Source organism: Bdellovibrio sp. HM001, from assembly GCF_055397275.1.
Genome location: NZ_AP029174.1, coordinates 117,655 through 141,881, shown reverse-complemented (window position 1 = coordinate 141,881; position 24,227 = coordinate 117,655). Strand labels below are relative to the sequence as shown.

28 protein-coding genes are annotated in these 24,227 nt (G+C 49.0%); 15 read left to right on the top strand and 13 right to left on the bottom strand.

Annotated elements, in window-relative coordinates; translation table 11 throughout:
- The first annotated feature begins 32 nt into the window (after nucleotides 1-32).
- Nucleotides 33-731, top strand: coding sequence for a hypothetical protein (locus ACZ5ZZ_RS00735; RefSeq protein ID WP_464132753.1), 699 nt, complete (start codon nucleotides 33-35; stop codon nucleotides 729-731).
- A gap of 68 nt (nucleotides 732-799) precedes the next feature.
- Here the strand turns inward: ACZ5ZZ_RS00735 and ACZ5ZZ_RS00730 are convergent, their stop codons facing one another.
- On the bottom strand, nucleotides 800-1,552 hold the full coding sequence (locus ACZ5ZZ_RS00730; RefSeq protein WP_464132751.1) for an OmpA family protein: 753 nt from the start codon (nucleotides 1,550-1,552) through the stop codon (nucleotides 800-802).
- A gap of 10 nt (nucleotides 1,553-1,562) precedes the next feature.
- On the bottom strand, nucleotides 1,563-2,315 hold the full coding sequence (locus ACZ5ZZ_RS00725) for a flagellar motor protein (RefSeq protein ID WP_464140797.1): 753 nt from the start codon (nucleotides 2,313-2,315) through the stop codon (nucleotides 1,563-1,565).
- A 95-nt stretch (nucleotides 2,316-2,410) separates the two neighbouring features.
- Between ACZ5ZZ_RS00725 and ACZ5ZZ_RS00720 the strand changes: the two genes are divergently transcribed.
- Genes ACZ5ZZ_RS00720 through ACZ5ZZ_RS00705 form a run of 4 tightly spaced genes read left to right on the top strand, consistent with a single transcriptional unit; the run spans nucleotide 2,411 to nucleotide 5,226 of the window.
- Entirely contained in the window at nucleotides 2,411-2,992 is a 582-nt protein-coding gene (locus ACZ5ZZ_RS00720) for a phosphatase PAP2 family protein (RefSeq protein ID WP_464132749.1), read from the top strand.
- The gene (locus tag ACZ5ZZ_RS00715; RefSeq protein WP_464119440.1) at nucleotides 2,989-3,981 is read left to right on the top strand and encodes an SDR family oxidoreductase; all 993 of its coding nucleotides are present in this window, start codon (nucleotides 2,989-2,991) and stop codon (nucleotides 3,979-3,981) included. Before ACZ5ZZ_RS00720 ends, ACZ5ZZ_RS00715 begins: the two co-directional genes overlap by 4 nt.
- Nucleotides 3,982-3,988: 7 nt before the next feature.
- Nucleotides 3,989-4,822 carry a monofunctional biosynthetic peptidoglycan transglycosylase gene (gene mtgA / locus ACZ5ZZ_RS00710; protein ID WP_464119438.1) on the top strand — a complete coding sequence of 278 codons (834 nt, stop codon included), beginning with the start codon at nucleotides 3,989-3,991 and terminating at the stop codon, nucleotides 4,820-4,822.
- Nucleotides 4,819-5,226: a 2-thiouracil desulfurase family protein gene (locus ACZ5ZZ_RS00705; protein WP_464140796.1), complete on the top strand. Its 408-nt coding sequence runs from the start codon at nucleotides 4,819-4,821 to the stop codon at nucleotides 5,224-5,226. Before mtgA ends, ACZ5ZZ_RS00705 begins: the two co-directional genes overlap by 4 nt.
- 2 nt (nucleotides 5,227-5,228) lie before the next feature.
- On the opposite strand, the gene ACZ5ZZ_RS00700 is transcribed toward ACZ5ZZ_RS00705, so the two are convergent.
- The 6 genes from ACZ5ZZ_RS00700 to lysC form a co-directional block, all read right to left on the bottom strand.
- On the bottom strand, nucleotides 5,229-6,017 hold the full coding sequence (locus ACZ5ZZ_RS00700) for an ABC transporter permease (protein WP_464119434.1): 789 nt from the start codon (nucleotides 6,015-6,017) through the stop codon (nucleotides 5,229-5,231).
- Nucleotides 6,017-6,943, bottom strand: a complete 927-nt coding sequence (locus tag ACZ5ZZ_RS00695; RefSeq protein ID WP_262554895.1) for an ABC transporter ATP-binding protein — start codon at nucleotides 6,941-6,943, stop codon at nucleotides 6,017-6,019. The genes ACZ5ZZ_RS00700 and ACZ5ZZ_RS00695 overlap by 1 nt, the downstream gene beginning before the upstream one ends.
- Nucleotides 6,943-8,757 carry a translational GTPase TypA gene (gene typA, locus ACZ5ZZ_RS00690; protein ID WP_464119432.1) on the bottom strand — a complete coding sequence of 605 codons (1,815 nt, stop codon included), beginning with the start codon at nucleotides 8,755-8,757 and terminating at the stop codon, nucleotides 6,943-6,945. Before typA ends, ACZ5ZZ_RS00695 begins: the two co-directional genes overlap by 1 nt.
- Nucleotides 8,758-8,844: 87 nt before the next feature.
- Nucleotides 8,845-9,858, bottom strand: a complete 1,014-nt coding sequence (gene dusB / locus ACZ5ZZ_RS00685; RefSeq protein ID WP_464119430.1) for a tRNA dihydrouridine synthase DusB — start codon at nucleotides 9,856-9,858, stop codon at nucleotides 8,845-8,847.
- A gap of 169 nt (nucleotides 9,859-10,027) precedes the next feature.
- The gene (locus ACZ5ZZ_RS00680; RefSeq protein WP_464119428.1) at nucleotides 10,028-10,624 is read right to left on the bottom strand and encodes a nitroreductase family protein; all 597 of its coding nucleotides are present in this window, start codon (nucleotides 10,622-10,624) and stop codon (nucleotides 10,028-10,030) included.
- Nucleotides 10,625-10,675: 51 nt separating this feature from the next.
- On the bottom strand, nucleotides 10,676-12,058 hold the full coding sequence (lysC, locus tag ACZ5ZZ_RS00675; protein ID WP_464140794.1) for a lysine-sensitive aspartokinase 3: 1,383 nt from the start codon (nucleotides 12,056-12,058) through the stop codon (nucleotides 10,676-10,678).
- Nucleotides 12,059-12,142: 84 nt separating this feature from the next.
- On the opposite strand from lysC, the gene ACZ5ZZ_RS00670 reads away from it, so the two are divergent.
- The gene (locus tag ACZ5ZZ_RS00670) at nucleotides 12,143-12,640 is read left to right on the top strand and encodes a hypothetical protein (protein ID WP_464140791.1); all 498 of its coding nucleotides are present in this window, start codon (nucleotides 12,143-12,145) and stop codon (nucleotides 12,638-12,640) included.
- Here the strand turns inward: ACZ5ZZ_RS00670 and mltG are convergent.
- The 5 genes from mltG to ACZ5ZZ_RS00645 are packed head-to-tail and all read right to left on the bottom strand — an operon-like array spanning nucleotide 12,637 to nucleotide 18,988.
- Entirely contained in the window at nucleotides 12,637-13,719 is a 1,083-nt protein-coding gene (mltG, locus tag ACZ5ZZ_RS00665) for an endolytic transglycosylase MltG (protein ID WP_464140790.1), read from the bottom strand. The two genes, ACZ5ZZ_RS00670 and mltG, sit on opposite strands and share 4 nt — an antisense overlap.
- On the bottom strand, nucleotides 13,719-15,236 hold the full coding sequence (locus ACZ5ZZ_RS00660; RefSeq protein ID WP_464140787.1) for a succinylglutamate-semialdehyde dehydrogenase: 1,518 nt from the start codon (nucleotides 15,234-15,236) through the stop codon (nucleotides 13,719-13,721). Before ACZ5ZZ_RS00660 ends, mltG begins: the two co-directional genes overlap by 1 nt.
- Before the next feature lie 3 nt (nucleotides 15,237-15,239).
- The gene (locus ACZ5ZZ_RS00655; protein ID WP_464119418.1) at nucleotides 15,240-16,268 is read right to left on the bottom strand and encodes an arginine N-succinyltransferase; all 1,029 of its coding nucleotides are present in this window, start codon (nucleotides 16,266-16,268) and stop codon (nucleotides 15,240-15,242) included.
- Entirely contained in the window at nucleotides 16,265-17,611 is a 1,347-nt protein-coding gene (locus ACZ5ZZ_RS00650) for a M20 family metallopeptidase (protein ID WP_464140785.1), read from the bottom strand. Before ACZ5ZZ_RS00650 ends, ACZ5ZZ_RS00655 begins: the two co-directional genes overlap by 4 nt.
- Nucleotides 17,612-18,988, bottom strand: coding sequence for an aminotransferase class III-fold pyridoxal phosphate-dependent enzyme (locus ACZ5ZZ_RS00645; RefSeq protein ID WP_464119414.1), 1,377 nt, complete (start codon nucleotides 18,986-18,988; stop codon nucleotides 17,612-17,614).
- A gap of 134 nt (nucleotides 18,989-19,122) precedes the next feature.
- Here ACZ5ZZ_RS00645 and ACZ5ZZ_RS00640 point away from each other — a divergent pair, with 134 nt between their 5' ends.
- The 9 genes from ACZ5ZZ_RS00640 to ACZ5ZZ_RS00600 all read left to right on the top strand — a co-directional run bounded on the left by ACZ5ZZ_RS00640 (nucleotide 19,123) and on the right by ACZ5ZZ_RS00600 (nucleotide 24,220).
- Complete coding sequence (locus ACZ5ZZ_RS00640) at nucleotides 19,123-19,908, top strand: hypothetical protein (protein WP_464140784.1); 786 nt, start codon at nucleotides 19,123-19,125, stop codon at nucleotides 19,906-19,908.
- 34 nt (nucleotides 19,909-19,942) lie between these two features.
- Nucleotides 19,943-20,680: an outer membrane protein assembly factor BamD gene (locus tag ACZ5ZZ_RS00635; protein WP_464119410.1), complete on the top strand. Its 738-nt coding sequence runs from the start codon at nucleotides 19,943-19,945 to the stop codon at nucleotides 20,678-20,680.
- Nucleotides 20,680-21,402, top strand: a complete 723-nt coding sequence (locus tag ACZ5ZZ_RS00630; RefSeq protein WP_262554921.1) for a tetratricopeptide repeat protein — start codon at nucleotides 20,680-20,682, stop codon at nucleotides 21,400-21,402. The genes ACZ5ZZ_RS00635 and ACZ5ZZ_RS00630 overlap by 1 nt, the downstream gene beginning before the upstream one ends.
- 9 nt (nucleotides 21,403-21,411) lie before the next feature.
- Nucleotides 21,412-21,930 carry a hypoxanthine phosphoribosyltransferase gene (hpt, locus tag ACZ5ZZ_RS00625; protein ID WP_464119408.1) on the top strand — a complete coding sequence of 173 codons (519 nt, stop codon included), beginning with the start codon at nucleotides 21,412-21,414 and terminating at the stop codon, nucleotides 21,928-21,930.
- 461 nt (nucleotides 21,931-22,391) lie between these two features.
- Nucleotides 22,392-22,580: a Flp1 family type IVb pilin gene (locus ACZ5ZZ_RS00620; protein WP_464119406.1), complete on the top strand. Its 189-nt coding sequence runs from the start codon at nucleotides 22,392-22,394 to the stop codon at nucleotides 22,578-22,580.
- Between the two features lie 46 nt (nucleotides 22,581-22,626).
- Nucleotides 22,627-22,815, top strand: a complete 189-nt coding sequence (locus ACZ5ZZ_RS00615; protein ID WP_262554936.1) for a hypothetical protein — start codon at nucleotides 22,627-22,629, stop codon at nucleotides 22,813-22,815.
- On the top strand, nucleotides 22,812-23,066 hold the full coding sequence (locus ACZ5ZZ_RS00610) for a hypothetical protein (protein WP_464119403.1): 255 nt from the start codon (nucleotides 22,812-22,814) through the stop codon (nucleotides 23,064-23,066). The genes ACZ5ZZ_RS00615 and ACZ5ZZ_RS00610 overlap by 4 nt, the downstream gene beginning before the upstream one ends.
- 18 nt (nucleotides 23,067-23,084) lie before the next feature.
- On the top strand, nucleotides 23,085-23,723 hold the full coding sequence (locus tag ACZ5ZZ_RS00605) for a hypothetical protein (protein ID WP_464119401.1): 639 nt from the start codon (nucleotides 23,085-23,087) through the stop codon (nucleotides 23,721-23,723).
- Nucleotides 23,717-24,220, top strand: coding sequence for a hypothetical protein (locus ACZ5ZZ_RS00600; protein ID WP_464119399.1), 504 nt, complete (start codon nucleotides 23,717-23,719; stop codon nucleotides 24,218-24,220). The genes ACZ5ZZ_RS00605 and ACZ5ZZ_RS00600 overlap by 7 nt, the downstream gene beginning before the upstream one ends.
- The last annotated feature ends 7 nt before the right edge of the window (nucleotides 24,221-24,227 follow it).

The window sequence follows — 24,227 nt, the reverse complement described above, 5'->3', positions numbered from 1 at the left end:
CCTGTATAGTGTGTAAACACAGGAGAGAGAGCATGAAAAAGGCATTTATTATCGGAATGGCAGTCTTGGTTACAAGCATGTCTGTTTCTTTCGCCCACGCGGCACCTGCGGCAAAAGCCCCACGTGAGGTGTTGGTGGAATACGCAAAACAGGTGAAAGAGGCGGCTTTCGGAAAATCCCGAACCTCCAAGGGTTTGGATGCACAAAAGCTTAAGTCTGCTCAAGACAGCATCATCAATGAACTGAATCTTTCCGCAGGTAAAAACACAAGCCTGGCGATAGCTCTCAAAGCTGATCCAGCGAAATCCGCTCAGCGCCTGGACAATCTGGCAACAATCGTGGCTGCTAAAAAGATGGCTGCTGAAATTAGCAAAAGAGACTCCGCCGAAGGTCAGTCTATCGACGCGGCTGCAACAGCTTCCGCGACCTTCATGTCAAACTCTCACTTGACGGGGGCTCGCAGATCCGCAAAAGAGCTTTCCACTGCGGAACTGACTGAAACCACAGCCGCATTAACCCGCATGGAAACTTTGACGGATTCTATCCTGACTCGCTTCTCGAAAGCAGAAAGAGACTCTTACACTCAGATCCTGAAACGTCATGACGAGATTGTTGAATCCGCTCAAAAAGGCACTTCTGAAGAAGCTTTCGTTCAGGCTATCATGGAAGTTAAGGGCGTGGATAAAGCCAAGGCTCTTGAGTTGGTTCGCAAACTTAAAGAGTGCGTGTAGTTTAGAAAAAGAATTACTTTCTCCGAAAAGCCAAGGTCGTGCCCTTGGCTTTTTTTATTTTATGGGCATCAGATATCCAGTTTGGAGCTGTCGGTAACAATAAATATTTCGATACGACGATTCATGGCGCGGTGTTCATCCGTATCGTTGGGGACCACAGGTTTCTGATCTCCGTAAGACAGTGCCACAAAGCGCTTGGGGTCCATCTTGTGATACTTCACAAGATAGCGAACCACGGCAGAAGCCCTTCCCCCAGCCAGTTCCCAGTTCGATGGAAAGCTGTTGTCCGCTATTGGAATATCATCTGTATGACCTTCCACAATGATGCGCTTTTGATTGGTCTTCAGAACTTCTGCCACCTTGTCCAGAGATTCCAAAGATGACATTTTCAACTTTGCAGATCCTTCAGGAAAGAACGTGGAAGCCGCCAAGGCGATCCGCACCCCCACAGCATCGTGATAGACGTCTTGGATGGCTTTCTTTTTCTGCTCTTTATCCATGGACTTTTCCAGAGATCTTTCCACATAGTCCTCTGTCTCGCGAGGTCCCCCTTTTTTGGGGAAATTCCCGACGGGCATTTCAAGTTCGGCCATCAAAGCACCGATGCTGTCAGACGAATCACCATCTGATCCACCCCGACCCACCAAATGCAGATTCAGCTTGATGGAGTCTTCAAACTCTTTTTGCTTTTCTTCGTTCGAAGTTGAAGTGGCATACATCACGACAAAGAAAGCAAATAGCAGTGTGATAAAATCAGCATAAGAGACCAGCCATCTCTCGTGATTTTCATGCTCCTGATGTTTTTTATGCTTCTTTGCCATGCGCACAGGCCTACTTCTGATTGCTTTCAAGATAGGCGTACAGCTTTTGTTCCAAAACGACAGGATTCATCCCGCTTCCAACCAGCAGGCCGCCTTCCAGCACCATCATTTTTTCCCGGGTCAATGCCTGCACCCGACGCTTAAGTTTGTTTCCCAAAGGAAGGAACAAAAGATTGGCCGAACTCACCCCATACACAGTGGCCACAAACGCCACCGCAATCCCCGCACCGAGCTTGCTGGTGTCTGTCAGGTTCCCCATCACGTGAATCAACCCCAGAACCGCCCCAATGATCCCGATTGTCGGAGCAAAACCGCCCGCATCGATCCAGATCTTGGCACCGCCCAGAAGTTCTTCTTCCTCAGTTTCAATTTGGGTTTCAAAGATATCGCGAATTGTCTGGGCATCAACCCCATCGACGACATTTCTAAGAATTCCCTTCAGCAAGGGATCTTGAATCGTGTTCAGACGGGATTCCAAAGCCAGCAAAGACTCTTTTTTAACGAATCGTGCACAGTCGACAATTTCATTCAATCGTGTTTTGATCTGACTGTCTTCTTCACGGAAAGCTGTTTTGGCCAGCTGTAAACCTGTCTTCAGATCCTTCTCAGAGCTTGAAACCATCACAGCTCCAACAGTTCCCGCCAAGACGATAATAAATGCTGTTAGCTGCATCAGCGAACTGACGTGCCCGCCCTCCAGAAGGTTTCCAAGCAAAATCCCACCAAAACCAACCAGAAGACCTAACCATGTTGCTTTGTCCATAGACAGAAGTGTGCCACAGGGGATCACATCTGACACTTGGACCTCACGAAGACCTAGACTTTCTGCGGGCGAAAAATTAGGGTACATTCACTCTGATGCTCGACTATATTGTTTCTCTCGATAAGAGCCTTTTTGTATTGGTGAATTCACACTGGACGGCCGCTTGGGCGGATCAGTTCTTCCCGTTCATCACAGACCTTCACAAGACAGATTTCTTTAAATTTGTTCTGGTCCCCCTGATCCTGGCGATCTTTATGTGGCGGCGCGGTTGGAAGAGGGGTTTGATTATCTTCTTCTTTGCCGTCCTTTCAGTTTCCGCCTCGGATGGCTTTGGCAACTGGGCCTTTAAAAAAACGGTGCAGCGTCCCCGACCGGCAAACACACAGAATCTGGAAGTTCAGGTTCGTGCGCCCTTTGGTGGCTATAGCTTTGTTTCCAATCACGCGACCAATATGTATAGCTTTGCCAGTTTTACCTCGGCCATTTTCCCTCCGGCCACCATCCCTCTGTACACCCTGGCCACCGTGGTCGCCTACAGCCGCGTTTATAATGGAGTTCACTTCCCGGCCGATGTGGTCTGCGGCGGCCTGCTGGGAATGATCTTTGGGCTGTTGTTTGCCCGCCTTTGCAAATTCACCCTCGCACGCATCAACTCTGAAGGAACAGCCACGACATGAAAAAAGTATTAGTCACCGGAGCCAACGGATTTCTTGGAAGCTGGGTCACCCGCGCCCTGGTCGCCGAAGGTCATGATGTCTATGCCCTGGTTCGCGCCAAAAGTGATCTCTCTGAGCTGGAAGGTGTTAACTGCAAGTACATTCATGGAGATGTAACGGATGTTCATTCTCTGCTGGAAGCCGTCAAAGGCATGGACACCGTTTTTCATCTGGCGGGCGTCATCGCCTACAAAAAGTCCCAGCGTGCCCAGATGGAAAAGGTCAACGTGGAAGGCACCGCCAACGTGATTGCCGTTTGCCGCGAGCACCATGTGCGTCGTTTGGTTTACCTTTCTTCGGTGGTCGCTATCGGAGCCGGATACACTCCAGATCAGATTCTTAATGAGGAGTCCCCTTACAATATTGCCGAGTTGGATCTGGGGTACTTCCAGACCAAACATCAGGCCGAGATTTTGGTGCGTGAAGCGTGCAAAAAGAATGAAATTGATGCCGTTATTCTGAATCCCTCCACGATCTATGGTCGCGGCGACGCCAAAAAAGGCAGTCGGAAAATGCAGATCAAGGTTGCCCAGGGTCGTTTGAAATTCTACACCTCCGGCGGCGTCAATGTGGTCGCGGCTGAAGACGTTGTGGCTGGCATTTTAAGCGCTTGGAAAAAGGGGCGCACCGGCGAACGTTATATCCTGGCGGGTGAAAATATTCTCATCAAAGACCTTTTCGCTATGATCGCCCAGGAGGCTGGAGTAAAACCGCCCCAACATCAGCTTCCCAGCCCACTGCTTCATACAGTCGGCGCCATTGGCGATTTCATGGAGAAGATGGGCCTGAAGGGTCCGCTCAGCCGTGAAAATGCCTACACAGCCACGATGTATCACTGGTTTGATTCTGGCAAAGCTCAACGTGAGCTGGATTTCAAACCCAGACCGGCACGGGAAGCCATTCACAATTCAGTTCAGTGGATGAAAGATCACGGATTGGTTCGTAAATAAAGGGCGCATGAAACAGGTTTTCTTTTTCTTTCTAGGAGTTTTTTGCCTGATGGCTTTGGCCTTTGCAGCCCTGTGGACTTGGCTGCCAAGCCAAAGTGAAATCAAGGGTTGCCTGGTCACACGCATGTACCAAGTGGAACTGTGCCCGGGCTCAAAAAATTACGTACCGCTGAAACACATTGCCCCTATTCTGCAAAAGACCATCATCCTGACTGAGGATTCAAACTTTTATAATCACAAGGGCTTTGACTGGGATGCGATAGAAAAGAACGCCAAAGAAGGCTGGGAAACCGGGGTCTTCAAACGCGGTGGCTCGACCATCACTCAGCAGCTTGCCAAGAACATGTTCCTAACCAAGGATCGTACCTTTATCCGTAAAGGCCTTGAAGCCATCATCACCGATCGTATCGAACACACACTGACTAAAAAAGAGATTCTGGAAAGATACCTGAACGTTGTCGAGTTCGGGAAAGACATCTACGGAGTCAAAGCCGCAGCGAAATACTATTTCAAAAAATCCCCGGCGGAGCTGACTGTTGTGGAATCAGCCTTCCTGGCTATGGTGCTGCCAAATCCGGTGAAATATTCCATGTCTTATTACCGCAAGGAGCTGACACCTTTTGCGCGCAAAAGACTCAGCCGCATCGTCGAGGATCTGTACCGCTATCACCGTATTTCTGAAGAGGAATACAATGTGGCCATCGCGCAAGTGGCGTATTTCTTCCAACCGGAACCGCCACCAGAAGAAATCTTTGCTGAAGGCGAAGAAGTTCCCACCCTGCAGGAGCTGGAGAACATGGAGTCCCAGGAACAAATGGACCTGGGTGAGGAGAGCGAATGAAGATTGTTTCTGCCTGCCTTTCCGGCGTTCATTGTCGTTATGACTGCAAAGCACAAACCCGTTCGTCTATTGAAGAAATGGTCCAAAACGGCGATGCCATTCCGGTCTGTCCAGAACAGCTAGGCGGACTTCCGACACCCCGTCCTCCGGCAGAACGTATCGGCGACAGGGTTTTAACCAATCAGGGCGTTGATGTGACCGCGGAATATCAGAGAGGCGCACAGGAAGCCTTGCGCATCGCCCAGTTGGCAGGTGCCACTGAAGCTTTGCTTAAATCAAAATCTCCCATGTGTGGATACGGCAAGATCTATGATGGCACCTTTAGCGGAAATCAGAAGGACGGCGACGGTGTCTTTGCCGAGCTTCTAAAGAAGCATGGAATCAAAGTCACCCCGATTGATTAAGACTATTTCAAAAGTTTTTTGCGAATTCTAAAGAACGAAATGTTCATGCAGATCCAGGTTGCAAGCAACAGCACCAGTATATGCACACCGATCCAAAGTACCGGGCCTTGATGCAAGATCCCGCGCACTGCCGCCACGGCATGAGTCAGCGGAAACAGATAAGCGACATAGCGAAGACCCATCGGCAATTGTTCCAGTGGGAAGTAAGTCCCGCTCAAAAGACTCATCGGCACGATCAAACCGGACGTGGAATATATGAACGAATCATAGTTTCGCGCAAAGGATGTGAAAATCATCCCGATACAGGAAAACAGTGCGCTCAGCAGGAACAACACCGGCAACGCTAGCAGAATGCGATAGGACTCTACCAGTCCAAAGAACATCGCCACAATCGTGACACCGATCACCCCAAAGAAACCTTTGCTGGCAGCCCATAAAAGCTCGCCACCAACGATTTCCTCCGGCCCCACACGAGTCAGCATGATCGTCGCATAAGTTTTCTGATGGGTCAGCTTTGTGTAGTTTCCGTAAGTTCCTTCAAAGAACGCCACCATCATCGCCGTCGAAGACAGTAAGGCCGGGAAGAAGAACTCAATATAGGACATTCCCCCCATATTATTTACGAAAGCCCCAAGCCCGAAACCGATTGCGCCCAGATAGATCACCGGCTCCAGCACAATCCAGAACAGGGACACCAGCCACGTTTTTTTAAAATAAAGGAAATTGCGGGACCAGACTTTCAAAGCCCCGTCGTTCATCTTCGGGATAGAGAAGTAATCTTTAAACTTCATTACTCATCCCTCAACTGATGACCCGCTAACTTCAGGAACACATCGTTCAGGGTCGGTTTACGAATATAGATTTTGTCACTGGCTATAAGGTCCACCACACGGCGGCCCTCTTGATTCTCTTTTACCAGAACCGACACAGTGTCTTTAATAACTTGATAAGAGAAGCCCTCGGCCCGCAAACGGCCCAGATAATAGTTCAAATCCACCGGATTGGTGTCGAACTCAACAACCTCTTTGCCAATCAACTCACGAATCAGTTCGCGAGGTTTTCCCACAGTCAAAATACGGCCGTCATCAATGATCGCCACGCGATCACACATCTGTTCGGCTTCTTCCATATAGTGAGTGGTCAAAACCAACGTGCTTTTTTCAGACTTTAAATGTTTGAAGAAGTCCCAGATCCAGATTCGCGCCTGCGGATCCAAACCTGTGGTTGGCTCATCCAGGAAAACCACTTCCGGGGAATTAATAAGACCGCGGGCAATGGCCAGACGGCGCTTCATACCCCCGCTCAATGTTTCCACAGAGCGGTCCTGATATTCTTCCAGCTTCATCAGACGCAGCAAAGCCTGCGCGCGCAGATCCGCCTCAGCAGAAGGTATATTGTGGAAGCTGGCGTAGACACGAAGATTTTCAAGAACTGTGAAGTCAGGATCAAGGCCGTCCTCTTGCGGGACGACCCCTATGCGAGATTTGATCTCGCGGTAATTTTTCTTAACGTTCAGGCCGAGAACATAAAGTTCCCCGCTTGTAACCAGGGCTGAGCAATACATCATCTTCATCGTAGTTGATTTGCCAGCCCCGTTAGGACCCAGAAGTCCAAAACATTCGCCCTTGTAAATTTCAAGATTGATTCCATCCACGGCGACCTTGTCGTCGTATTTTTTCGTCAGATCTTTAATTTCAATGGCGACGTTCGTACTCATTATTCCTTCGCTGCTCTTGCACGTTTGTGTGGATCAAGTTCACGCAAACGAAGACGGATATGCTTCGGCGTAACTTCGATCAACTCAGAGTCCTTGATCCATTCCATCGCTTTTTCCAAAGTGAATTTTTTCACCGGAACCAGGCGTATAGCTTCATCAGAACCCGAAGCACGTACGTTTGACAATTTCTTTTCGCGTGTGATGTTTACTTCTAGATCATTTTCCTTGGCGTGTTCGCCAACAATCATGCCTTCGTACACTTCATCACCGTGTTCAACCATCATGATGCCGCGCTCTTGCAAGTTCCAGATTGCGTACGCAGTTGCCATACCTTTACGGTCAGAGATCATCGCACCATTCAAGCGGTGTTCAATCTCACCACGGTAGTCATCCCATCCGTCGAACTGAGTGTTCAACAAACCAGTACCACGAGTGTCAGTCAGGAAGTCTGAACGGTAACCGATCAAACCGCGAGAAGGGATACGGAACTCAAGACGAGTACGTCCGGAACCTTTCTGAACCATGTTGGTCATCACACCTTTACGGCGACCCAACTTCTCAGTCACAGCGCCCACGTAAGCATCTTCGATATCGATAACCGCAATCTCCATCGGCTCCAATTTTTTACCGTTTTCTTCTTTGAAGACAACAGTCGGCTTGGAAACCAGAAGTTCGAAGTTTTCACGGCGCATTTGCTCGATCAATACACCCAATTGCAATTCACCACGGCCGATGACTTTGAAAGCATCTGTGGAATCTGTTTTTTCAACACGGATCGCAACGTTGTACAAAAGTTCTCTTTCCAAACGCTCCAGGATCTTACGGGAAGTCACGTTCTTACCGTCCATACCAGCGAAAGGACCGTTATTTACAGAGAACACCATGCCCACAGTTGGCTCTTCAACACGGATACGCTCCAAAGGACGCGGATCGGTTGCGGAAGTGATGGTATCACCAATGGTGAAGTCTTCCATACCTGCAATAACAGCCATGTCACCCGCACCAATTTCCTGGGCCGGAACCTGAGAGTTCACTTTGTACTGGAACAAGGCAGAGACTTTTACTTTCTTCTGACCATTGGCCTGAACGCAAAGAACCTCGTCACCCACTTTGATAGATCCTGCGCGAACACGACCGATCGCCAAACGACCTACGTAGTCACTGTAAGAGATATTGGAAACCATTACTTGCAATGGATGATTTTCTTCGATTTTCGGAGGTGGAACCAGATTTACGATAGCATCGTAAAGAACTTCCAAAGAACCTGTATTTACATTTGGATCCAGGGTCGCCATACCTTCACGGGCAATAGCGTAGATGGTATGGAAATCACACTGTTCTTCAGTTGCATCAAGATCAATGAACAGGTCGAACAATTCGTTGTGAACTTCCTGAATACGAGCATCGGCACGGTCGATCTTGTTGATACAAACGATAACCTTTTTGCCACCCTCAAGAGCCTTTTTCAATACGAAGCGGGTTTGTGGCAACGGGCCTTCAGAAGCATCACAAAGAAGGATACAACCATCAACCATGTTCAAGATACGCTCAACTTCACCACCGAAGTCACTGTGCCCCGGAGTATCAACGATATTAACCTTGATATCTTTGTACATGAAAGACGCGTTCTTCGCCGCGATCGTGATACCACGCTCTCTTTCAAGATCCATGGAGTCCATCAAACGGTCTTCAACTTGCTCGTTGTCACGGAAAGTACCGGCTTTTTTGATCAACTGATCTACCAGGGTTGTCTTTCCGTGGTCGACGTGTGCGATGATAGCGATATTTCTAATTTTCTTTGGATCTTGAATCATATTTACCCTTCGTTATTGAAACTCTTAAAAACAAAACATTTAAACTTAAACTAAAATCAAATACGGCTTCGTCAACTTTACGTTAAGTTAGCCGTGACCACCCATCAGGAATTCTTCTTCGCTGGTGTCTTCTTGCTCTACATTACCGATCCCAGCGAAAAACTCATTCGCTAGTGCCATGATTTCGTCATTGCTTTTGGATTGGAAAAGATTCTTTCGAAACTGAGCGGCTCCAGAATAACCTGTTGAGAACCAAGCTGCAAACTTTCTGAGCTGGATCCCGGTAATGTGCTCATCACAATGCGCCACAATCTCTTTCTGAAGACCTTGGAAAAGACTCACATAATCTCTCTTCACGTCTTTAACCGCCTCACCTCGCCACAAGGACAGGGCGTCCATAAAGATAAACGGATTTTTAAGGCAGCCTCGCCCAATCATGACACCGTCACAGCCGGACTGTTGCAGCCTTAGGTTGGCCTGGCGAGGAGTGAGGATGTCTCCGTTTCCAAGAATGGGAATCTTGGTATTGGCCTTCACTTCTGCGATAAAGTCCCAATCCGCAAGTCCAGTATAGGCCTGGGCCCGAGTGCGTCCATGGATCGCCACCCAGGAAACGCCTTCGTTATAAGCGATGTTGCAGATCTCGGTGGCATTGCGGGAGTTGGCATCCCAACCCGTGCGAATCTTGATGGTCAGTGGAATTTTGATGGCCGCCTTTACGGTCGACACCATCTTTTGAACCGCAGCCGGGTCTTTCAAGATTGCAGAACCCGCGCCCTTCTTGACGACTTTGGGAACCGGACAGCCAAAGTTCAAATCCACAAAGTCACAACCATCGGCTTCGGCCACTTGGGCCGCTCGAGCTACGATTTCAGGCTCTTCACCGAACAACTGAATCCCGATCGGACGCTGGGATTCATCAAAGCTCATCAACTTCATCGTGCGTTCAGATTTGTACTCGATGCCGCTGGCACTGACCAACTCAGTGACAACAACACTGGCATCTAGTTTTTTGATAAAGGTGCGGAAAGCGTGATCCGTGATCCCGGCCATAGGGGCCAGAACAAAGGGATTTGTCTTTAAGGCTTCAACTGGATTCATAAGTCCGAGCGGTATATCAAATCCGCCCGGCAATAGATAGAGAATAATTAAAAGAAATCGCTAACTTATATGTTTTCCTTACCCTTTTACAAAGCCCCCTCCCAGGGAATGTGAGAAGGCTCCAGATATGAAACCATAAGTATCTGATATCACTAGAAATGGTTCGAACTCACAACCAGGTCACCCTTCCGTCAGTTTGGCGAGGCGCTTTGGGTGGCTGGTGGTCCGGGTAACCACAAACCATAGCGCAAAGAAGTTCCAGCTCCCCCCTTTGGTATTCCGGCAACTGATCCACACCCAGGAATTTATCCACATCCTCTTTGATTTCCAGTGGGGCTCCCATCGTGCAAGAGCCCAAACCTTCCACCAGACAGGCCAAATTCATGTTTTCCACAGCCATATACACAGAGCCAATGCTGGTGTGATAGCGCTCTTCAGAATCATTGTGGGAATACGCAAAAATAATCACCGGCGCATCCCCCAAAGTGTAAAAAAATCTTTCTGTAAATTGATAAAGCGACGGCTTCAATCGCTGCTGCAAAATATCCTTAATCCCCAGCCAGGATTTCTGAGAGTACTGCAAATACTCATCGCGTTTTTTGCCGGTCACAACAAAGAAACGCCAGTTCTGACGATTCTTGCCGGAGGGGGCTTGCATTCCCGCAGCCAAAATTCTTTCGATCACCTCTTTGGGTACAGCATCGGGTTTATACTTACGAATCGAGGTTCGTGATTCCAACAACTTGTAAAATTCATTCTTTTCCATTCGCAACTCCTCTCATGCCGCAGTGTTTATGCAAAAGGTACCAGGTACCTTCTAGGCCATTTCCTCGCTGCCTGCCTCGATAAAGCAAGAATGCAGGCGACGAATCGCCTCGGGACCCTGCTCATCAGAAACCAGGAAGCAGAAGTTGTGCTTGCTGGCGCCAAGGCAGATCATGCGCACGTTGATATCTGAAATGGCCTTGAAGATCTTTTCTCCCAAGCCGGCGGTGTGGTTGATATTGTTTCCGATCAAAGAAATCAGGGCCAGATTTTCTTCCACTTGAACATCGGCAATCTGGGAAAGATCCGCGATCAGTTTTTTATTCAGCAACGTGGAATCGTCCAGCGTCACACTGACGGAAATTTCCGACGTCGTGATCGCATCAATACTGACTTTGTGGTCATTGAAGATTTTAAAGATCTGAAACAGGAATCCATGGGCGTAAAGCATTTCCGGAGTGGACAGTGTCACGAGCACCTGTTTTTTTCTAAGTGCCATAGCGCGAATCAGCGGATGATCCTCGACATCCTTGCGCACCCAGGTCCCACGCGCCTCTGCATCAAAGCTGGAGCCGACAAAGACCGGAATGTTTTTACGAATGGCCGGAAGCAATGTCGCCGGATGCAGGATCTTTGCTCCGAAAGTTGCAAGTTCGGATGCTTCTTTGAAAGAAATTTCGCTGATGGGTTGTGCTTTTGGACACAGGCGTGGGTCCGTCGTCGCAATCCCCGCCACATCTGTCCATATCTCCAGAATGTCCGCTGACACACCTTCAGCCAGAATTGCAGCCGAATAGTCACTGCCTCCGCGCCCCAGCGTTGTGGTATTACCCTCTTCTGTCATGCCGATATAACCCTGAGTGCAGACCACCCGTTGACCTTCACGCAAGAAAGATAGGTGCTTTTGTGCCAAGGCCGCCACTTCCGCGGTCAAAGGTTTTGCCTTGCCAAAAGAATCATCGGTGCGAAGAACTTTGCGCACATCCAAAAGCTCTGCGGTCTTTTCAGAATTATGTTTTTTCAAGACCTGCGACATGGCCTGGGTAAAGAGCAAAGAGGACATGCGCTCCCCCAAACTCACCAACGTATCCAGAGCTTTGACCGAGCAGTCCTTCAGCAAATGAATACCTTTGGCCAAAGAGCTCATTTCTTCAAACAAAGTCTCCAGCAGCTTCACTGAGTCTACCGGCAAATGCAGATCCCCGGCAATTTTAAGATGCCGCTCCTGAATCTTGGTAAGAATTTTTTCAGCATCCGGCCAGCTCTGTGTTTCAGCGGTTTTTCCCAGGGCGATCAGATCATTGGTTGTTCCGGAAGTTGCCGATACCACCACCAGACTTGATCCTTGGCGATAGCTGACCTCGGCACTGCGAAGCATACAGTCGGCATCTCCCATGGAAGTGCCACCAAACTTGGAAACTACGAGCTTTGCCACATTCACTCCTTGGCCCTTAGGCCAGGGAATATCCTAATGCGGTTAGGGTTTTTCATTCAACGACTTTTATGGCAGACTTTTTTTATGACTTCGACGGCCTCTGATTCTGCATTTAAGAAAAAAGAAATCCTGCTTATGGGCGCCCTGGCCCTGATTGCCATGGCCCTGACTGTGGTGGCTGTCGTTCCCTCTTTGCGCAGTAAAGTGAAGGACGCTTTCATCAGCACCAATCGCAAGATTGTGGCCAAAGTCGACGGAACCTTGGGTAAAAATGGACCTAAAGTAGTTATTCTAAAAATTCAAAGTGGCAGTGCTCTTTCCCTGGAAGTCTATCAATCCGAAGAACAGGGCGGGCTGACCTTATTAAGCAAGCTTCCACTGTATGAAACCCGGGACGGCTTCGTGCTGGTTCAGGGAAATGCGACCAATCTGGCTTTGGTGGATGTCGATAAGGATGGAACTTTAGAGATCGTGGCACCAACCTATGATGAACAGATGGTGCCTCGTTTGAATATCTTCCGCTTTAATTCAGACACCCGCTCCTTCGATCGAGTATCTGCTCCAGCGAACTTTGAACCTTAGTTTTTGCCGGGAGTTGGCGGGCGTTTCTGCAGGTCGCGCCAGGATTTTCCTTCACGCGCTTTACGATCCAACTGGAACTTCTGAACCGCTCTTTGGTGGCCTTTGTAATCTTCAGAGAACACGTGTGTTCCATCGTTCTGACTGACAAAGAACAGATACTGACTTTCCTGCGGTTTCACCGCCGCCAGCAGTGCCTCACGGCCCGGATTGGCAATCGGCCCTGGTGGCAAACCCGGAATCACATAGGTGTTGTAACGAGTTGGGGTCAGCAGATCTTCTCGCGTAATATTGATGACAATCTTACCCAGCTTTTCTGCCTTTCCGTATATAACAGTCGGGTCTGTTTGCAGGCGCATTTTTTTTGCCATACGGTTGTGAAAGACCGAAGAAATCAAAGGGCGTTCTTCCGGCGCACCGGTCTCTTTTTCAATGATACTGGCCAAAGTCACAACTTGATGGCGGGTCAGGAACTTCACTTCCGCCTGAGGAAGAACCTCGTTGTACACATATAAGAATCTTTTTACCATATTGCTGATCAAAGCCTTGGTGTCTGTGTACTTGGTCAGCATATAGGTTTCCGGGAACAGATAACCTTCCAGGCTGTCCACCTTTTCGCCCAGCAAAGACTGAATCAATTGCGGATCGCGAGTCAAACGCATGAAATCCGCTGCCGTGCCGAAGCCCTGCTTTTCATAAAGGTCCGCGATTTCGTAGGTGCTCAACCCCTCGCTGACTGTAAAGCTGCGGGCGATGCTTTTTCCAGAGGTGATGGTTTCCAGCACCTCGGAAGGGGTCATGTTCGTGCGAAGCAAATATTCACCGACTTTGATTTTGGAGCGTTCCCCTTTAAATCGAGCATACAGATTGAAGAAGGTTGCGTTCTTCACAAGACCTTTTTCTTCAAGCTCTTTGGCAATGGTGGCAAATCCTTTACCGGGTGTGACTTCGTATACCACATCCATCGCGGTGTCGCTGGGACGGGAATGCGAAAACTCATACGCCAGGAAAGCCACACCACCGCCCACTGAGGCCAGCAGAATCACCACCGCCAGAACCAAAACCAAAATCGTCTTTTTCATTACTTCATATCCAAATTCATGCCCGGCAAGATTTTTGTCGGATCAAATGGAGTTGCATCCTCAAGACTTGCCACAGGCACCGTGCAATACTGAATTGCAAAATGCGCTGACGGACGGTCATTGCCGGATTTACCCATTCCACCAAACGGCAAGCGAGAACTTGAACCATTGGTTGTGCGATTCCAGTTCAGAAGGCCGACGCGTGCTTTATGCAAAGCCTGATCGTAAAGCTCTTTGTTTTTAGAGAAGAGTGCCATCACCAGTCCGTAACCCGAGGAATTCACAATGTTCATGGTCTCATCAAAGTTGTCACTTTGATAGATCGCCACATTCGGGCCAAAGATTTCACTTTTTTGATAAACACTGTTTGGATCAAATTTGTTCACCAAGTGAATGGATGGAGTCACATAGTAACCCTTGTGCTTCAGATCCAGCGCCTTACCGCGCATCAGGCTTTCACAGTTCTCGCGATTGGCGATTTCCTGGAAGCGGATGTATTTTTCCACCGCAGCCGCATTGATCAATGGACCCATGAACGTGTTTTCCGTCCAGTGACCGATCGTTAGTTTCTTGGCTGCCTGATAGAATCTTTCCGTGAACTCATCGGCAATCTTCGGATGCAAGATTATACGACTGGTACAGGAACAGCGCTGACCGGCGGTCATATAAGAGCCCACAAGGCTTTCGTAAATCGCCTTGTCCATGTCTGCATCATCCCAAACGACCGTGGCATTCTTACCGCCCATCTCCAGCGCCAGGATTTTCCAGTAATGATTCAAGGTCTCTTGCTTGATCTTCAGTCCCACTTCGTAAGAACCCGTGAACAGAACACCGTCCACATGTTCACTTGCCACCAAACGGCCGCCCGCTGCGCCATCACCCTGTACAAGGTTGAATACACCCGGCGGGAACTGAGCTTTTTCAAACATTTCGGCCATGAACTGACCCACGGCGGGCGTCTGCTCAGAAGGTTTAAACACAACCGTGTTCCCCGCAATCAAAGCCGGAATGATATGCCCGTTGGGCAGATGCGCCGGGAAGTTGAAAGGACCTATGACCGCCATCACTCCACGAGAACGATAGCGGATCACCCCTTCCACCTGCGGAAGAGCATTGGCAATACGTTCTTCAGCAACAAGCTTCAAAGAATGATTCAAGGTAATGTCGATCTTGGCACCCAGGGCTTTGGCTTCAGTCAAGGCCTCCCAGGTCGGTTTCCCTGTCTCACGGGAAATGATCTGCGCCATTTGTTCGGCGTGAGTGTCATACATTTCTTTCAGACGAAGCAGATAGCCACGACGCTCATCCATCGTCAGCATGGACCAAGGCATGTAGGCCTTCTTCGCGGCAACACAGGCCTCATCAATGTGATCGTGCTTAAACGGCACCGTCATGACCGTGTCGTTCAGATCGGCAGGGCTGATGTCTTTGAACTCGCCGTCCCCTTTGGTTACCGGAACAAAACGTCCATTGATAAAGTCACCTTTGTAATTGATTGGAAAGATGGTGGTGCTCATTTTCTATTTTCCTCTATTGTAATTAAACGGAGACATATAAACTTCTTCACCCAGCTCCACGCCCAGGAGTTGGCGCACTTTCGGAGCCAGAGCCACTTCATGACCGCGAACATCTGCGGAAGCCAAAGAAGCACGGAACTCTTCACTGGTTGTGGCAACCAAGCCCTGCTCTTTGTAAGCGGCATCTTTAAATTCTGTGACCGTCAGACGTCGGCCTTGTGTGATAGGCAGAATCTGGGACACATTTGCGCCATAATGAGGACCGCCGTCGAAAGGGTCCACTTCGTCCAGATAACTAAAACCAATGCTTTCCAAAAGATGCTGGGCCGGTTTTGTGGCTTCACCGACACGCCCCAGAACCAAACGGGCCTTAGCATCCAGAAGGCACAAATAGATGTCATCCTGCGGGAACAGACTTTCAATAAACTCTTTGTGCGACTGGCTTAGAAGATCCGCTTCTTGATAAGGAAGACCGGTGAATCGGCGGCCCAGAGCCTCCCAGAATTCACTGCGCCCTTCATCCGTCAGCGGCGGCGTCAGTTCACACAGAACTCGATCCTCGAACCGTTCCGGATAAAGTCCCATGTACAGGAAACGCGCCAGACTGATTTGTTTACCCAGCTTTTCGGGACGACGGCGATAGGTTTTATCAACAAGAAGTCCTCCGATTTCTGTTGGACCGTCAAAATCCAGCTGAAAGCGCAAAACTTGATGAATAAAGCCCACTCCCAAATCCTGAGAGAAGTGATCGCGTTTAAAGATCTTAAAATAGCTGTGAGGAACTTCTTCGTTTCCGTGCTTTGCCAGCACCAAAGAACTTCCCACTACCAGTTTTTCTTCCACGTCTTCAAGAACAAACAGATACTCGGACTGTGTTTTGGTCAACTTGCCGGCGAAAGACTGCTCACTGCGATCAATCTTTTCGCCAATCACTTTTTTATCACCCGGCAGGTTCAAAAGATTAAACTGCTTTGCCAGATCCACCAGTTGACTCAAATCATCGTGTCGCACCGGTCGCACTATAAAACTCATAGACAAAACCTTTCGATGACTCGTTTATAAAATTCAATGGCCTTGTGCAGATCCTCAATCGCCACATGCTCTTGCGGAGTGTGCACATTGCCCTCCCGTCGCCCCGGACCGAAGCAAATGCATTCAATACCCACGCGGGTAAAGATGCTGGCTTCGTTAGTTGAAGCTTGAGTGATGGGTTTGTCATCCAAACCCATATCCCGCAGCTCATCCAGGCACCCCTTCGCCAAAATGGAAGTCACTTCGGTGCGGAAGGGTTTTTTGTAATCATTCACTCGGAACATCGCCCCGTTGGCTTCGCACACTTCACGCAGACGATTCATCCAGCCCTCGTAGATTTCGTGCGTGATCACCGGAGGAATACGGCACGAACCGGAAATCTGGATGTCTGTTTCATTGGTGCGAATCAATCCGATGTTCAACGTCGGTGTGCTTGGATAGAAGTCCTCATCCCTGTATTTCAGGAACTCCTGTTCCAGAGCTTTTACCGCCCGATAGATATTGGCAATCTTACGGGAAATTGGCTCTGAAATCGGCGTCACCATGTCAATCTCCAAGAACGCGTGACTGGGAACGGTGTTAAAATTAATGCCGCCGTCCATTTCCATGACATTGACCGAATCCGGCAACATCATCAGATATTCAAACATTTTGGCAATCGCACTTTCACCCAAATGTGGCATCGAAGAATGCGCCGCCTTGCCGCGGAACATCTTTGATTGCGTCGAGGTGCTCTCGCGCAGGTTGTGCTCCTCACGATAGCGCATCTCCTCGTCCGAGAAAGGCACATGGATTTCCACACTTGCAAAACCCTTGGCGGCATTGATCACGCGCAGATCACTGGGCTCCCCAATCAGAGCCATTTTTGCAGAGATCTTGTTTTTGCGAATCAGCTTCAGCGCCCCCTGCATCCCGGATTCTTCCCCGAAAGTTCCCACCAGGACAGGCGGCAGGCGCCACGCGCGATTTTTTCCAAAAGAAGCCAGCGCCTCCAGTTTGCACAGGAAGTCCAGCTTCACATCCGCTGCACCCAAGCCATAGATTTTTCCATCTATGATATGAGCATCAAAAGGATTGGCTCCAGTTTCCGTCCACAAAGCAAACGGCCCCGGGTCCACCGTATCCAGATGTGTCTGCAACAAAAATTCGCCGCTGGGTCTTTCCGCCGAAGGCCGGGCAATCACATTGGCCTGCTCAAGCTCCCCCACGACTTCTTCCTGTTCCTCCACGTGCAATCCGCGCTGACGGCAGAAAGCCGCCACCCACTTGGATAATTCACGATTGCCGTGAGTGGGTGTGCTATCAATTGCAATCAGCTGGCGGCAGGCTTCAATGAAGTCCAACTAGACTCCTTCAAGCAAAGTTTTTTCGATCGCTTTAAGTGCGATGTCGATGTCAGCATCTTCGATGATAGCTGGCACCAGGAAGCGCGCGCGAACCGGATCTTTACCACATGGGAAGGCAATAACCCCGTTGTGGAAAAGTTTGTTCAAAAACGCATTCACACTTTCTTTTTTTCCGTCATGCGGAGTGAAGGCAATCATCAGACCCATACCGCCGGCATCCTGAGCGATGCCTTTGCAGGATGTTTCATTCAGGCGATTGATGCCATCGATAAAACGTCTGTGAATTTGGTTGATGCGACCCTGAGGCCCCAGGAAGCCTTCGCCCAGCATATCCAGCATTTCCATACCCGCGCTTAAAGACGGAGTGGAGCCCGAGAACGTCCCGGCGATCAAACCTGGTTTTGGATTGTAGTCTTCAGTGTAAAGAGTCGCACCCACTTGCGCGGTCTTTGCGATCGTGCAGATGTCTATGTACTGACCGATATCCAAAGTTTCAAATGCAAAGTATTCACCCGTGCGCGTGAAGGTCTGAACTTCATCAGCCCAGATCGCGATATTTTTGGACTTACAGAAGTCCAGAAGTGGGATGAAGAATTCACGAGGAGCCGCCTGATAACCGCCCTCACCCAACATTGGTTCAAAACCGAAGACAGAGATATTGCCTTCATGTTTTGCCACGTGTTCTTTCATCACGTTTAATGCTTTTTCGCCGGATTTTGGATCACGTTTGTCATAGAACGGCACGCGCAGAACTTCGTGATATTCAGGCAAACCCTGCTTGTAGGCCGGGTTGTCAGTCACTTCAGCCATCATTGTGGAACGACCTGCAAACGCATCCTTAAAGCCCATCACAAAACGCGCTGGAGAATTTTTTTGACGGGAAAGCTTCAGAGCGTTTTCGTTGGCCATCGTCCCGCAAGTGGCGATCCAAGCGTACTTCAAGCGACTTTTCTTGCTGGCCAGCTTTACGATCTTTTCTGTGAACAAGCGGTATTCATTGTTAGGCTGCAAGTTTCCTTGAGTCAGAATGTCAGCCAAAGAACCACGAACAGCAGCAGCGATCACGCGTGGGTGAGAATGTCCCATCAAGTGAATGCCGATACCATTGATCAAATCCAATTTGATGCTGCCATCTTCAAGCTCAACATAAGGGCCACGACCGGCACCAGTCCCCATGTATGGATAGTGCAAGGGACGTCCGCGGAACTGACCAGCCAGATCGACTTTTTGTTTTCCAGAATCCTTAAATTCATCCAGAGGAGCGCGAATGCCAGTGATCTGGGCGTTCAGCTTTCCAACTTCGCCAACAAGATCCTGAATCATGGATTTGATTTTATCGGATTGCTGTATCTGATGACCTACAAGAGAACTCATAATACCTTTCGCGGGTCCAAGATGACCGGACCCATTGTTTTTTTGAAATGCCCGTCTAGTTTACTCCCGGGTCAGGACTAAGACAAGCCACGCCCTAGACATGAAGAGACTTTTATCTGTAAACTTTGAAAGCTATGTCGAACTTAAAAATGCTCTCTGTGTTCTTTCTTTTTCTGATTTTGCCCTCTCTGGGCGCGGCGCAATCTGAAAGCTCTGCAGACCTTTTTCAACAGGGGACTCAGTTTTACGTAGCCAAAGACTACACAAAGGCACAGGAAAGTTTCACAAAAGCTCTTGAAAATGACCCACACAATGCGACAATTCTGACGAATCTGGCTTTGACGGAGTTCCACCTGGATCACAAGCCTTTGTCCGTCGGCCTTTTGCGCAAAGCCTTGCACACGGAACCAGAACTTCCCACGGCTGTGGCTGGACTAAAGTTTGTTCTGTCACAAATGCAGATTCGCGAAGTGCCTCGCCAAATCGAAACCTATGAGACGTTGCGTGTGAATCTGCTGCAACCCGTCCCGTTAACGGCCTATCTTGTTCTTTCCACTCTGCTTTTCTTTGCTGCGGGCTGGCTTCTATTGTCCTATGCCGGCCGCCGTCGCCGCGCCCTGCTAGAGGAAAAGGCTCTGCCCGGATTCCCGACAATCGCGGCCCTTCTGACCTTGGGTTTTGTGATATTTACAGGGCTTCTGGCTTTGAAAATTTATGACTCTTCCATTCTTCGTGGCACCATCATCGAAGAGAAAGTCGCATTACAAACCGCCCCAGGTGAAAATCAGGTCGCTATCCTGGATTTATTCGGCGGCATGGAAGTTATTGCGCACACCACCCAGGGGGACTGGGTGCAAGTCACTTATCCGGGATCACTTACCGGCTGGATTAAAAAATCCTCACTGCTTTTGACGCGTTGACAGCTGGACCTTGGTCAAAATATGATTTACCTCTATGTTGAAAACGCTCCGAGTCATAGTCATTCTCGCGGCTGTGGGAACTCTTGTTTCCTGTGCCTCCACTGAAAAGAACTCCAATACGCCGGAGGGGGCTTTCGCCATTGCGGAAGAGTACGACAAGTCTGAGCGTTTTGAAGAGGCCATCCGTCGCTACACCGAAGTAAAAAACAAGTTCCCATACAGCAACTTCGCGACAAAAGCAGAACTGGCGATCGCGGATGTTTACTACAAACAAGAATCCTACGCTGAAGCGCAAGTGTCCTATCAGATGTTTAAAGAGCTCCACCCGACAGTTCCCAATGCTGATTATGTGCAGTTCCGCATCGGCATGAGCTACTTCAATCAGCTGCCTTCCACGATTGATCGTGATTTATCTTTGGCCAATGACACGATCCTTAATCTGTCTGATTTGATTAAGAAATATCCAAACTCTGAGTACGTCACGGAAGCCAAAGAAAAGCGCACGGCTGCAATCAAAATGCTGGCTGAAAAAGAAGAGTACATCGCGGACTTCTACTTCAAACGCAAAATCTTCGACAGTGCCCTGGGCCGCTATGAAGGTCTTTACAACAACTTCCGCGGACTGGGTTTTGATGCCAAAGCCCTTTCTCGTGCCAGCATTGCCGCCCACAGAATCGGCGATACGGCGAAAGCCAAAAAGTATGAAGAGATTCTGGCTCGTGACTTCCCTGGAACTCGCGAACTGAAGGCCGCTGAAAAGGAGCTTGAGTAATGAACGCTCTTCATGACGACATGCTATCTGAAGCCCGTGGATATTTTATCAACGGCAACTACAAGATGGCCGAGCCGATTCTGAATCAAATGCTTCTGCAAAACACCCGCAACCCGGAAGTTTATCAGATGCTGGCAACGATCTTTTACGACAAAGGCCAGTTCAGCAAGGCGATCAAAACGTTCCGTCGCGCTCTGGAAATTGACCCAACTTACACCGATGCCAGCGTGGGTCTGTCCATTATTTTGAACGATCTGGGCAAATACGATGAGGGCAAACAGGTTTTCCTGGATGCTCAATCCCAGCTGGAAAAGAAATCCGGCAAACAAGATCCGTTTGTGGACGAAAAAATCGCCTCCAAACACGAAGAATTGGCGGATCTTTACTATCAGTACAAACGCTACAACGAAGCTCTTGAACAGCTTTTGAAAGCGCAGAAGCTTTCCAGCAGAAAAGCTGAAATCACCATGCGTATTGCCGAAGTTCACGTTCAGTTGGGCCAGGCGGATCGCGCGGTGAAGGATCTCAAGGCCCTGATCCGTGAATACCCACACCTTATTCCAGCTCGCCTAAAGCTTGGGGCGATCTACTACAATTCAAACAATATTGCTGAAGCGACCGAACAGTGGGAGAATATCCTCATTCGGGATCCACAACACCCCGAGGCTTTGCGCTATTTGAAAATGGCTCAAGCTGCTGGCATCACTTCCATCGATTTGTAGAGGCACAACATGGCACAACTTAAAGATCAAATGGTCCCTTTCCTGACAAGCGAAGAAATCTCTGAACTTGTTTCCAACCTGGCTTCCCAAATCGAAGCTGATTACGAAGGAAAGGATGTTGTGTTTATCTGCCCACTGCGCGGCTCCATTCACTTCACTGCGGATCTGATGCGTAAAGTGGATCTGCCTCAGCAGGTGGATTTCGTGCATGTTCAGGCAGTTGAACGTGGTGGCGCGATTAAAATCGTTAAAGACATCTCTGTAAATATCGCTGGCAAACATGTGATCGTGGTTGAAGAAATCATCGACACCGGTCGCACACTGAGCTTCCTGCGAAGCCGTCTGTTTGCTTCCGCTCCGGCATCCTTGAAAATCGTGACCCTGCTGGATAAGCCTGCTCGCCGTGAACTGCCAATCAAAGCTGACTATATCGGTAAAACAATTGAAGACCGCTATGTCGTTGGTTACGGCATGGATTCAGAAGAACTTGGCAGAAATTACCCTGATATTTACGCTCTGAAGAACTAAGATTCGACCTGCATGGGAATCCTCATGCAGGGTCCTTTGACCCTCTCGACAACCAGGTCCTGACTAGGACACTACGACGTTGACGACGAAAAGAATAACTACACAAAAAGCATAGAGAAAAACAAGGTGCTTAGGCATGCTGAGAAGTCTCCTAAGGCCCAATCTATTCAGTCTTAGGACCTTCGTCAATACAGGACCCCAACAAAGGTTCAGATTTCTGACCTAGGTCGTGCGGCGGCCAAGCCTCGCGAAAGCCCCACGCACAAAGAAAACCCGGACCTTCGACCAAGTGTCGTTCAATTTCAAGCTTCCGATTCCGTCTAAGTTTTCGACAGGAGTGGGGCTTAAGTCTTTCAGAGAGCAGAATCTCATTCTGAGGCAAAGACAAAATAAGCTTCTGTAATCTGTCCTCTAAAGAGAATCCCAAAATTATCCGATATTCTGACTAAGGAGGAATATCCATGAAAAAGTTTAAGAACTTTTCTAAGAAGCTATTGAAAAATGAGGCCGGCCAAGGTGCGACGGAATACATCCTTTTGTTGGTGGTTGTTGTAGCCCTTGTTGTGCTCTTTAAAGACAAAATTAAGACCACAATGGACGGCAAACTTGGAGAACTCTCCGAAAAGATTTCCGGCTTCCAAGGGGAATAAGTTCGCCTGAACTCTCTGCTTTTTAGCTGGGAAAAAGGGGGACCCAATGACTATTGAATACGTGCTTTTAATATTTGCCACCTTCTTCTTTATCCTGAAGGGGTTCATGACTGTTCCGGCAAAGGCCTTTAAAGAATCAGGGCCTCGGTTGGGAGCACGCGTGGAACAACAGCTCATGACAGGAGCGGGATTTAAGCCTCAGGGTGGCAATCACATTGGTTGGGTGGGTGAATGATGAAAAAGACTCTTGGTAACAACAAGGGCCAATTTCTTATCGAATCCGTCCTGCTGATGACTTTCATGGTGGGAGCGCTGGTGTGGGCCACTGGTCAACTGCGAGAGAATAAGTATCTTGCAAAGATGATCTCCGGCCCATGGCAGAAGGTTTCCGGCATGATCGAGGCTGGCGTATGGGATACGCCAGACAAGGCTAAAAGCAAACATCCCAACCAATTGAATCGTTCTTTGACTGTCGAGCCAGAGTAAAGATTCAAAGAGGAAAGAATGGGCGAAACCAAGCGCTTTGCAAAAACCTTACGAAATGAACGCGGGATGATTTCCGCTGAATTCATTTTCGCCATCGTGATTTCGGTGGGGCTTTGCATTGTCTTTTTCGCACTGAACTTCACTCTATCCATGGCTGAAGTGGCGCAGTATATCGCCTTTTCCGCCTCACGAGCCCATGCTGCGGCTCACGTCGATCAAACCAAACAGGAACAAATGGGCAAAGAAAAATACCTTGCCCTGATCAACAATCCCGTCCTGAAGCCTCTTTTCAATAAGGCTGACGGTGGTTGGTTCCAACTCTCTCCACAACTTGAAATTCGCGGCGGTGGCGCCGGGGATAACTTTGCCGATGAATACAAGGGCGAAGAAGGCCGCGTGCCGCAAGTGGGAGTCCGCTTTGATTTCAAACCAAAACTGCTAAGTCTGAAGATCGCTTTCCTGGGATCCACCAGCGAGGACGATTCGGGCTTTTCCGCCAAAATCACCGGGTTCCTGATCCGCGAACCCACCCGGCAGGAATGCTGGGAAGGTCAGATTAAAAAGCGCTATTCCGCTCTTCTGGATCTGGATCCAAGATATAAGGAACTTGGCGGCAATACGGGTGATTACATCCCGATGGAGGATAACGGATGCTGAAGAAGCAAAAGCGTAAATCCTCTTTAAAGAATGAAGAAGGGATGGCTGTTCTGGAGCTCATCCCTATTATCATTGTTATCGTGCTGCTGGTGAACTTCTCGCTGGGGTTCTTCGGGGCCATTCATACGGGAATTTTGAATTCCATCGCATCCCGAAACTATGCTTTTGAAACTTTCCGCAACCGATCGAATCTGAATTATCTCAGCGCGATCAGTTCGGACCCAAACACACTGAAGTACACCTATAACAAAATAGGCATGCGTGTTCACGGGACCTTGTCGGAAAACGCCAAAGGACAGGACTGGATTGCCAGCGCCCGTCTGATTGACTTCTTCACGTTCCAAAAACGAGCGGCCGAAGTCACTGGCAACACCAAGGCTGAGCACGAAAAGGTTCGCAATCTTCCGGGAGGAAGAAACGAGGGTGTCGCAGTGAACCCTATTTGGGTGAAAACAACTTACGGAATCTGCCTTAACGCCGGATGCACGGGCACATAAGAGAAGT

Coding starts and splice junctions, on each gene's coding strand:
- ACZ5ZZ_RS00735 (WP_464132753.1), top strand. CDS start 33: ATGAAAAAGGCATTTATTATCGGAATGGCAGTCTTGGTTACAAGCATG.
- ACZ5ZZ_RS00730 (WP_464132751.1), bottom strand. CDS start 1,552: ATGGCAAAGAAGCATAAAAAACATCAGGAGCATGAAAATCACGAGAGA.
- ACZ5ZZ_RS00725 (WP_464140797.1), bottom strand. CDS start 2,315: ATGGACAAAGCAACATGGTTAGGTCTTCTGGTTGGTTTTGGTGGGATT.
- ACZ5ZZ_RS00720 (WP_464132749.1), top strand. CDS start 2,411: ATGCTCGACTATATTGTTTCTCTCGATAAGAGCCTTTTTGTATTGGTG.
- ACZ5ZZ_RS00715 (WP_464119440.1), top strand. CDS start 2,989: ATGAAAAAAGTATTAGTCACCGGAGCCAACGGATTTCTTGGAAGCTGG.
- mtgA (WP_464119438.1), top strand. CDS start 3,989: ATGAAACAGGTTTTCTTTTTCTTTCTAGGAGTTTTTTGCCTGATGGCT.
- ACZ5ZZ_RS00705 (WP_464140796.1), top strand. CDS start 4,819: ATGAAGATTGTTTCTGCCTGCCTTTCCGGCGTTCATTGTCGTTATGAC.
- ACZ5ZZ_RS00700 (WP_464119434.1), bottom strand. CDS start 6,017: ATGAAGTTTAAAGATTACTTCTCTATCCCGAAGATGAACGACGGGGCT.
- ACZ5ZZ_RS00695 (WP_262554895.1), bottom strand. CDS start 6,943: ATGAGTACGAACGTCGCCATTGAAATTAAAGATCTGACGAAAAAATAC.
- typA (WP_464119432.1), bottom strand. CDS start 8,757: ATGATTCAAGATCCAAAGAAAATTAGAAATATCGCTATCATCGCACAC.
- dusB (WP_464119430.1), bottom strand. CDS start 9,858: ATGAATCCAGTTGAAGCCTTAAAGACAAATCCCTTTGTTCTGGCCCCT.
- ACZ5ZZ_RS00680 (WP_464119428.1), bottom strand. CDS start 10,624: ATGGAAAAGAATGAATTTTACAAGTTGTTGGAATCACGAACCTCGATT.
- ACZ5ZZ_RS00670 (WP_464140791.1), top strand. CDS start 12,143: ATGACTTCGACGGCCTCTGATTCTGCATTTAAGAAAAAAGAAATCCTG.
- mltG (WP_464140790.1), bottom strand. CDS start 13,719: ATGAAAAAGACGATTTTGGTTTTGGTTCTGGCGGTGGTGATTCTGCTG.
- ACZ5ZZ_RS00660 (WP_464140787.1), bottom strand. CDS start 15,236: ATGAGCACCACCATCTTTCCAATCAATTACAAAGGTGACTTTATCAAT.
- ACZ5ZZ_RS00655 (WP_464119418.1), bottom strand. CDS start 16,268: ATGAGTTTTATAGTGCGACCGGTGCGACACGATGATTTGAGTCAACTG.
- ACZ5ZZ_RS00645 (WP_464119414.1), bottom strand. CDS start 18,988: ATGAGTTCTCTTGTAGGTCATCAGATACAGCAATCCGATAAAATCAAA.
- ACZ5ZZ_RS00640 (WP_464140784.1), top strand. CDS start 19,123: ATGTCGAACTTAAAAATGCTCTCTGTGTTCTTTCTTTTTCTGATTTTG.
- ACZ5ZZ_RS00635 (WP_464119410.1), top strand. CDS start 19,943: ATGTTGAAAACGCTCCGAGTCATAGTCATTCTCGCGGCTGTGGGAACT.
- ACZ5ZZ_RS00630 (WP_262554921.1), top strand. CDS start 20,680: ATGAACGCTCTTCATGACGACATGCTATCTGAAGCCCGTGGATATTTT.
- hpt (WP_464119408.1), top strand. CDS start 21,412: ATGGCACAACTTAAAGATCAAATGGTCCCTTTCCTGACAAGCGAAGAA.
- ACZ5ZZ_RS00620 (WP_464119406.1), top strand. CDS start 22,392: ATGAAAAAGTTTAAGAACTTTTCTAAGAAGCTATTGAAAAATGAGGCC.
- ACZ5ZZ_RS00615 (WP_262554936.1), top strand. CDS start 22,627: ATGACTATTGAATACGTGCTTTTAATATTTGCCACCTTCTTCTTTATC.
- ACZ5ZZ_RS00610 (WP_464119403.1), top strand. CDS start 22,812: ATGATGAAAAAGACTCTTGGTAACAACAAGGGCCAATTTCTTATCGAA.
- ACZ5ZZ_RS00605 (WP_464119401.1), top strand. CDS start 23,085: ATGGGCGAAACCAAGCGCTTTGCAAAAACCTTACGAAATGAACGCGGG.
- ACZ5ZZ_RS00600 (WP_464119399.1), top strand. CDS start 23,717: ATGCTGAAGAAGCAAAAGCGTAAATCCTCTTTAAAGAATGAAGAAGGG.